Annotated in this window: 4 protein-coding genes; all 4 read right to left on the bottom strand. The window is 72.0% G+C overall.

Annotation, left to right across the window (positions count from 1 at the left end; genetic code table 11):
• Nucleotides 1–280: 280 nt before the first annotated feature.
• The 4 genes from ACXJKG_RS17075 to ACXJKG_RS17060 all read right to left on the bottom strand — a co-directional run bounded on the left by ACXJKG_RS17075 (nt 281) and on the right by ACXJKG_RS17060 (nt 8290).
• Nucleotides 281–1684, bottom strand: coding sequence for a bifunctional folylpolyglutamate synthase/dihydrofolate synthase (locus tag ACXJKG_RS17075; RefSeq protein ID WP_456846936.1), 1404 nt, complete (start codon nt 1682–1684; stop codon nt 281–283).
• The gene (ileS, locus tag ACXJKG_RS17070; protein ID WP_456846935.1) at nt 1681–4899 is read right to left on the bottom strand and encodes an isoleucine--tRNA ligase; all 3219 of its coding nucleotides are present in this window, start codon (nt 4897–4899) and stop codon (nt 1681–1683) included. The genes ACXJKG_RS17075 and ileS overlap by 4 nt, the downstream gene beginning before the upstream one ends.
• 336 nt (nt 4900–5235) lie before the next feature.
• Nucleotides 5236–7596, bottom strand: a complete 2361-nt coding sequence (locus tag ACXJKG_RS17065; RefSeq protein ID WP_456846934.1) for a LamG-like jellyroll fold domain-containing protein — start codon at nt 7594–7596, stop codon at nt 5236–5238.
• A gap of 178 nt (nt 7597–7774) precedes the next feature.
• Entirely contained in the window at nt 7775–8290 is a 516-nt protein-coding gene (locus ACXJKG_RS17060; protein ID WP_456846933.1) for a phosphoribosyltransferase, read from the bottom strand.
• Between the last annotated feature and the right edge of the window lie 155 nt (nt 8291–8445).

Here is an 8445-nt window from a genome sequence, read left to right as displayed (position 1 = left end):
GCGTCGACCGCCACCACGTCAGCGTGCGCGGCCGCGAATCCTTCGAGCGACTCGGCCACGACGGTCTGCGGGTCGTTGATGAGCTTCTTCACTGCAGCCATCCCTTCCACCGGGCACCCACGGCAGGCCCCGCACGTCCGTCGTGAACTCCTTCGTCCCGACAAACCTCACCTTGTTGTCGTGCAACGGGGGCGTCAAGGGGAGATCGTGCGCCGTCGGTGCACATTCGTGCACGCGGCGGCGTGAGCGGCGCGGCGTCACCCGGACGGGTGACCAGGAGTCACGGACGCCCGAGCAGCCGCCGCGCCTCGGCCACGAGCAGGATCGAACCGGTGACGAGCACGCCGGACCCGCGTTCTACCTCGCTCTCCGCCCGCGACACCGCGAGGTCGAGGGCGTCGTTCAGCCGCTCGACGGTGTGCACGCGGTCCTCGCCGAAGATGTCGATCGCGATGTCCGCCAGGTCCTCGGCGTCGAGCGCGCGGGACGTCGATGCACGGGTGACCACGACCTCGGCGAGCACCGGCTCGAGCGCGGCGAGCATGCCCTCGGGGTCCTTGTCGGCCATCACGCCGACCACCCCGACGAGCCGCGTGAGCTCGAACGCCTCCTCGAGGCCGGCGACGAGCGCCTCGATCCCCGCGGGGTTGTGCGCGCCGTCGACGATGATCGTGGGGCTCGACCGCACGACCTCGAGCCGACCCGGCGAGTCGACGTCCGCGAACGCGACCTCGACGACGCCGGGGTCGAGCGCGCGGCCACCGGTGAGGAACGCCTCGACCGCGGTGAGCGCGAGCAGCGCGTTGTGCGCCTGGAACTCCCCGTGCAGGGGCAGGAAGATCTCCGTGTACGTGCCGCCCAGCGCCTGCAGCGTGATCAGCTGCCCGCCGACGGCGACCTGCCGCTCCCCGACCGCGATGTCGACGCCCTCGCGCAGCACGCGCGCGCCGCGCTCGGCGGCGACCGCCAGCAGCACGCCCTCGACGTCCTCGGTCTGCTGCGCGAGGACGACCGTGGCTCCGTCCTTGATGATCCCGGACTTCTCCGACGCGATCTCGACCAGCGTGTGGCCCAGGTAGCGCTCGTGGTCGAGCGAGATCGGCGTGATGATCGCGACCTCGCCGTCGACGACGTTGGTGGAGTCCCACGTGCCGCCCAGGCCCACCTCGATCACGGCGACGTCGATCGGGGTGTCCGCGAACGCGGCGAAGGCCATGACGGTGAACACCTCGAAGAACGACAGCCGCGGCTCGCCCTTCTCGATCGAGCCCTGGTCGACCAGGTGCACGTAGGGCGCGACGTCCTGCCACACCTCGACGAACCGCTCGTCGCTGATGGGCTCGCCGTCGATCGCGATCCGCTCGTTCACGCGGCTCAGGTGCGGGCTGGTGAACCGGCCCGTGCGCAGGCCGTGCTCGCGCAGCAGCCGCTCGACCATGCGGGAGGTCGACGTCTTGCCGTTGGTGCCGGTGAGGTGGATGGTCCGGTACGCCTTCTGCGGGTCGCCCAGCAGCTCGCACACCGCCCGCACCCGGTCCAGGGTCGGGTCGATGTCGTGCTCCGGGGCCCGCGCCAGGATCGCCTGGTAGACCTCGTCGGCGGCCGTGCGGGCCTCCTTCTCGGCCTGGCGGCGCAGGTGGTCGGACCCTCCTGACCGTCCCGTGCCCTGCTCACGCGCACTCATGCCTCGTACCCCCCGGCGTCGACGGCTTCCACGGTGGCCTGCAGCGCGGGCCCCGTCTCGATCTCCACGGAGACCGCGAGGGTCTCGCGGGCGATGGTGTCCCGGTGCACCTCGACGGCGGCGAGGTGCTCGGCCGGGACGTCGAGCGTCAGCACGATCCGGTCCCCCACCTKCAGGCCGGCGGCCTTGCGGGCGTCCTGGACCACCCGGACGACGTCGCGGGCGTAGCCCTCGGCGCGCAGGGCGTCGTCGAGCGTGAGGTCGAGCACGACGAAGCCGCCACCGGGCAGGACCGCCGCGGCACCGCCCTCGTCGCCGACCACGGTCGTGAGCTCGTACTCGGCCGGCTCGAGCGCCACGTCCCCGTCGGTGGTGGTGACGACGACCGCGTCGCCGTCGACCCGCCAGGCACCCGAGCGCGCGGCCTGGATGAGCGCCTGCACGCCGCGACCGAGCCGCGGGCCCGCCGCGCGGGCGTTGACCGCGAGGCGCTGGGTGATGCCGAACCGCTCGGCCGTGCCGGCGTCGGCCGTGACCAGGTCGACGGCCTTGACGTTCAGCTCGGCCGCGAGCAGGTCGCGGTACGGCGCCAGGGCGTCCGCGTCGTCGACCGCCACGGTGAGCGTGTGCAGAGGCTGCCGGACGCGCACGCCCGCGGCCTTGCGGAGGCCGAGCGCGGTCGACGTCACTGCGCGGACCTGGTCCATCGCCGACACGAGCGCCTCGTCGGCCGGCGCGAGGTCGACGGAGGGCCAGTCGGTCAGGTGCACGCTGCGCCCGCCCGTCAGGCCCCGCCAGACCTCCTCGGTGACCAGCGGCGCGAGCGGCGCCATGACCCGCGTGAGCACCTCCAGCGACGTCCAGAGCGTGTCGAACGCGTCGGCGTCCTCGGCCCAGAACCGGTCGCGCTGCGTGCGCACGTACCAGTTGGTGAGGACGTCGAGGTGCTCGCGCACGGTCTCGCACGCCGCCGAGATGTCGTACGCATCCAACTGCTCCGTCGTGCGCGCCACCAGGTCCCGCGTGCGCGCCAGGACGTAGCGGTCCATCGGCGCGAGCGTGGCGGCACGCGCGGCGTCGACCGRCGTGGCCCTGTAGCCGGCACCCCCGTCCGCCGCCCCGGCGTACAACGAGAAGAAGTAGTACGTGCTCCACAGCGGCAGCAGCACCTGGCGCACGCCGTCGCGGATGCCCTCCTCGCCGACGATGAGGTTGCCGCCGCGCAGGATCGAGCTCGACATGAGGAACCAGCGCACGGCGTCGGAGCCGTACAGGTCCCACATCTCGGCGGGGTCCGGGAAGTTGCGCAGGCTCTTGCTGGCCTTGCGGCCGTCGTCGCCKAGCACGATGCCGTGGCACAGGACGTTGCGGAACGACGGGCGGTCGAACAGGGCCGTGGCCAGCACGTGCAGCGTGTAGAACCAGCCGCGGGTCTGGCCGATGTACTCGACGATGAAGTCGCCCGGGTAGTGGTGCTCGAACCAGTCCGCGTTCTCGAACGGGTAGTGCACCTGCGCGAACGGCATGGAGCCCGAGTCGAACCACACGTCCAGCACGTCCGGGATCCGGCGCATGGTGGAGGCGCCCGTCGGGTCGTCCGGGTTCGGGCGCGTCAGCTCGTCGATGAACGGCCGGTGCAGGTCCGGCTCGCCCGCCTCGTTCGTCGGCACCCGACCGAAGTCCGCCTCCAGCTCGGCCAGCGAGCCGTACACGTCGACGCGGGGGTGCGACGGGTCGTCCGAGACCCACACCGGGATGGGCGTGCCCCAGTAGCGGTTGCGGCTGATCGACCAGTCGCGGGCGTTCGACAGCCACTTGCCGAACTGGCCGTCCTTGATGTGCTCCGGCGTCCAGGTGATGTCCTGGTTGAGCTCGACCATGCGGTCGCGGAAGTCGCTCACGCGCACGAACCAGCTGGTCACCGCCTTGTAGATCAGCGGGTTTCGGCAGCGCCAGCAGTGCGGGTAGGAGTGCTCGTACGTCTCGTGGCGCACGAGGACCGACCGCTGGTCCGCCGGGACGCGCTCGAGCGGGCCGGTGCCGGCCTTGAGGTCCGCGATGATCGGCTTGTTGGCGTCGAACACCAGCTGGCCGACGTAGTCCGGCACCTCGGTGGTGAACTTCCCCTGCGAGTCGACGGGCACGACCGGCGCGATGCCGACGGCCTCGCACGCGACCATGTCGTCCTCGCCGAACGCGGGCGCCATGTGCACGATGCCCGAGCCGTCCTCGGTGGTCACGAACTCGCCGAGCAGCACCTGGTGCGCGTTCTCCCGGCCGACGAAGTAGTCGAACGGCGGGGTGTACCGGCGGCCCGCCAGCTCTCGGCCCTTGACGGTGGCGACGACGGTCGCCTCGCCGAGCTCCTTCGCGTACGCGCCGACGCGGGCCGCCGCCAGCACCACGCGCTCCCCCGCGAGCGCCGAGTCGGGACCCGGCTCGACCGTCACGTAGTCGACGTCCGGCCCGACCGCGATCGCCAGGTTGCTCGGCAGCGTCCACGGCGTCGTGGTCCAGATGAGCGCGAGCTCGCCGGTCTCCAGGCGCAGGCCGACCGTCAGCGCGGGGTCCTGGCGCGACTGGTAGACGTCGTCGTCCATGCGCAGCTCGTGGTTGGACAGCGGCGTCTCGTCGCGCCAGCAGTACGGCAGCACGCGGTAGCCCTCGTACGCCATGTCCTGGTCGTACAGGCGCTTGAACGCCCAGATGACCGACTCCATGAACGTGACGTCGAGCGTCTTGTAGTCGTGGTCGAAGTCGACCCAGCGCGCCTGGCGCGTCACGTACTCGCGCCACTCGCCCGTGTACCGCAGCACCGACTCGCGGCACGCCTGGTTGAACGCGGCGAGGCCCATCTCCTCGATCTGCGAGGTGTCGGTGATGCCGAGCAGCCGCTGCGCCTCGAGCTCGGCCGGCAGCCCGTGGGTGTCCCAGCCGAACCGACGCTCCACGCGGTGGCCGCGCATCGTCTGGTAGCGCGGAACGACGTCCTTGGCGTAGCCGGTCAGCAGGTGGCCGTAGTGCGGCAGGCCGTTGGCGAACGGCGGGCCGTCGTAGAAGACGAACTCGTTGCTGCCGTGCTCGCCGGCGTCGCGGGCGTCGATGGACGCCTGGAACGTGCCGTCGGACTCCCAGTACGCGAGCACGTCCTTCTCGAGGGCGGGCAGGTCCGGGGACGCGGGGACATCGGACTGGCGGTGCAGCGGGTAGGCCACCGTGCGGCTCTCCTGTGGTCGGCACCCGGTGGGGTGCGTCGCTCTCGGCTGCGAGGACGATGGGACCCGGACCGGCCGGGCTCTACCGCGGTACCACCTCGCTTGCCGGCTCCCCTGGCGGGTCGTCGACCACTTCGTGAGGGCTGTGACGGGCCTACCCGTCCGGTTCTACTGAGGCCTTGCGGGCCCGTTCTTCCGGAGGCTCGCCGGTGATGTCCGGGTCGACGCCTGTGCGGCCGAGTCTAGCGGGCCCGTCCGGCCGGCCCGCCACCGGAATGCCGCGCCCGGCACGGTCACCACGCGCAGCGCCGTGGCGACCGTGCCGTCGGTGCGGCGTCAGCGCGTCGCGAGGGCGGCGACCTGCGACGCGGTGAGCGCCGAGCTCCAGACGGACACCTCGTCGACGTCACCCTGGAACGGTGTGTCCCACCAGTTGACGCCGAGCGCGAACGTGCCGGTGGTCGTCGTCAGGACGTCCGGGAACCCGGTCCCCGTGAAGGCCGCCTGCCCGTCGATGTACACGACGAGCTCGCCGCCGTCCACGGTGAGCGCGACGTGGCTCCACTGCCCGACGGGGATCTGCGTGCCGGTGCCCGCGTCGTACCACTGCGAGCCCGACCAGACCATGGTCGAGCCTGCGACGCCGTCGTGACCGCGCGGCACGACGCTCACCCAGGCGTTGCCGTCGCGCGCCGCGAAGAACGCGGACGTGAACTGCGTGAGGACCTCGGGCCGCAGCCACATCGCGGCCGACCACGTCGAGCCGGCGACGAGCCCGTCGGGCAGCCGGACGCCTGACGCGCCGTCGAGGTGCACCGCCTGGCCGTGCGCGCCGTCGGTGTACGTGACCTGGCCGCCGGCCTGGTCGAGGCGCGGGCCGGTCGTCGTGGCCGGAGCGTGCGCCCCCGTCCCGTCGGCGAGGTCGCCCTCGAACGACCAGGAGCCGACGAGTCCGCCCGCGACCCGTTGCAGCACGACCACCTCGATCGTGACCGCGCGCTCGACCGAGCCGTTCGTGACCCGCGCGGTGAGCCTCACGTGCGCGTCGCCCGCGCCGGCCTCGGGACGCGTGACGTCGCCGGTCGTGGACACGGCGGCCTCGTCCGAGCTCGTCCAGGTGATCGTCGTGCCGTGCGTGCCCGTGGTCGGGAGCACGAGGTCGGCGACGAGACCCGAGGTGTCGCCCAGGTCGAGGTCCGCGACGACGGCGTCCACCGCCTGGCGCGCGGACATCGGCGGGACGGTGCTGCCCCAGAGCGTGACCCCGTCGCCGGACAGGACGCTGAACGTCACGACCCACCGCGCGAGGTCCGGTTGCCAGGAGCGCGTGAACACGCCGTCGTAGCGGGTGCCCCCGACGTCGAGCCGCGCGCGGTCCGCGCCCTCGAGCGACCACCGGCCCGTGAGTTCGCCGGAGACCGTGCCGTCCGACGCGAGCGTGACGGACGTGGCCCGCCGCTGGTCGGCGGTGAGCGCCTTGTCGTGCGTGACCAGCGCGTACGCGCCTGCGACGTCCCGTCGCTCGATGCGCCGGTCGTCCCCGCCGGCGTACCGGTACGGGTCGAGCACCGGCCAGCCCTGCGCGTTCATCCACATCTGGTGCACACGGACCTCGTGCTGCTCGCCCGTCCCCGGGAACCGGGAGTGGAAGACGAGGAACGTCTCACCGGTCGTCGGGTCGCGGTACCAGGAGTTGTGGCCGGGCGAGAGGTACCCCGTGCCGGGGCCCTCGCCGGGGTCGCCGACCTCGCGCGCGAACAGGTGGTTGCCGAGGATCTTGGTGCCGAACGGCTCGATCGACGCGTCGTCGAACAGCGGCAGCGTCGGGTCCGCCTCCACCTGCGTCATGTCGTTGCCGGCGGCGTCGAGGTACGGGCCGTCGGGGTTCTTCGAGCGAGCGACCCGGACGTTGTACCCGCCGTCGGCGGTGAGGCCGCCGAACGAGAGGAACAGGTAGTAGTAGCGCGTCGAGGCGTCGTACATGACTGTCGGGCCCTCGATCCGGCTGTGGTTGCCGCCGACGAGGTGCGTGCCGTAGCCCTGGCCGGGCACGGGCTTCCCGGTCGACTTGTCGAGCCGCAGGATGAAGATGCCCCCCGAGTACGAGCCGTACACGAGCCACCAGCGACCGCGCGCGTCGACGAACGCGTCGGGGTCCACGACGTTGGGGTGCACGCGGGCGTCGTAGGTCGTGCCGTCCTCCGAGGGCAGGTCCCACATGCCCGAGCGCAGGAAGATCCCCTGGTCCACATAGGGGCCGTCGACGTCGTCGCTGACGGCGATGCCCATCGCGGAGCGCGGCGAGTCGCCCTTGCACGCGTTGTAGTACATCGCGAACCGGCCGTCGGGGAGCTGGATGACGTCTGCGGCCCACAGGGTGTCTGTCTGCGCCCACTCGAACGTCTCGCGCAGGTTCTCGCGGACGTCGTCGAAGAGCGGGTTGTCGGCGTTCGCGCCGTCGGCGACCTTCTCCCACGACATCAGGTCGTCGGTGCGGGCGGCGGCCAGGTGGCTCCCGAAGACCCAGATGTCGCCGTCGGCCACGACGACCGACGGGTCGTGCACCGAGACGTCCTGGAAGGTCGGCGGTGGTGGGTCGGAGGCGCGGCGGTCCGCCTGGGCGGGTGCACTCGTGGCGACGAGCGCGAGGGTGAGGGCGGCTCCCGTGAGGGCGGCGCGGAGGGCTGGACGGGCCATCGGAACTCCTGGTGCGACGTCGGACTCAGGACATGGGGACCGGCCGCCGACGTCGTGCGCAGTGCCGCGGTGGACCACCGGATCCGAAATCTACAACGTTGTGGAGATTCTGTACATCGTTGTACATGGCTCCCGCACGGCGCCCTTCAGCGTTGGTGGTCCGACCCGACGGCCGCGGTCAGGTGGCCGACGCGACGACCGGCGGGAGCGCCGACCACGGGAACGTGATCCATCGGTCGGTGCGGCGCCACACGTAGTCGGGCTCGATGATCGACCGGGACTTGGCGTACAGCACGGCGGTCCGGGCCTCGGCGCAGTGCAGGGTCATCAGCCTCTGGACGAGGGCCAGCGTCTCGCCGGTGTCCGCGACGTCGTCGACGACGAGCGCGCGCAGGCCGTGCATCGCGTCCGTGTCCAGCAGCGGCGGCAGGACCACGGGGTCGGGCAGCCGCTCGTCGATGCCCGTGTAGAACTCGACGTTCAGCGTGCCGACGGCCTTCGTGCCCAGCGCGTAGGCGATCGCCCCGCCCGGCGGCAGTCCCCCGCGGGCGACCGCGATGACGATGTCCGGGACGAAGCCGTCGTCGACCACCGTCTGCGCGAGCTCCCGGGCCGCGGTGCCGAAGAGCTCCCAGTCGAGCACCTCCCGCTCCTGGGGCAGCTGCTGTCCGGGTGCGGTCTCGGTGGTCGCCATGCGGTCAGCCTACGAGCGGCGGCGCCGGTTGCTCGATCCCCCAGGCATGATCGACGCGTGACCTCTCCCCTCGTCCTGCTCGACCTCGACGGCACGCTCATCGACTCCATCCCCGGCATCACGGCGTCCATCGCCGTCGCGTACCACCGGTGCGG

The organism is Cellulomonas sp. P5_C6, assembly GCF_054049635.1.
This window is presented reverse-complemented; position numbering and strand designations above follow the sequence as displayed.

What these genes read in the sequence shown, in the direction of transcription:
- ACXJKG_RS17060 (WP_456846933.1), bottom strand. Translation starts at nt 8,290, where the DNA reads ATGGCGACCACCGAGACCGCACCCGGACAGCAGCTGCCCCAGGAGCGG.
- ACXJKG_RS17075 (WP_456846936.1), bottom strand. Translation starts at nt 1,684, where the DNA reads ATGAGTGCGCGTGAGCAGGGCACGGGACGGTCAGGAGGGTCCGACCAC.
- ACXJKG_RS17065 (WP_456846934.1), bottom strand. Translation starts at nt 7,596, where the DNA reads ATGGCCCGTCCAGCCCTCCGCGCCGCCCTCACGGGAGCCGCCCTCACC.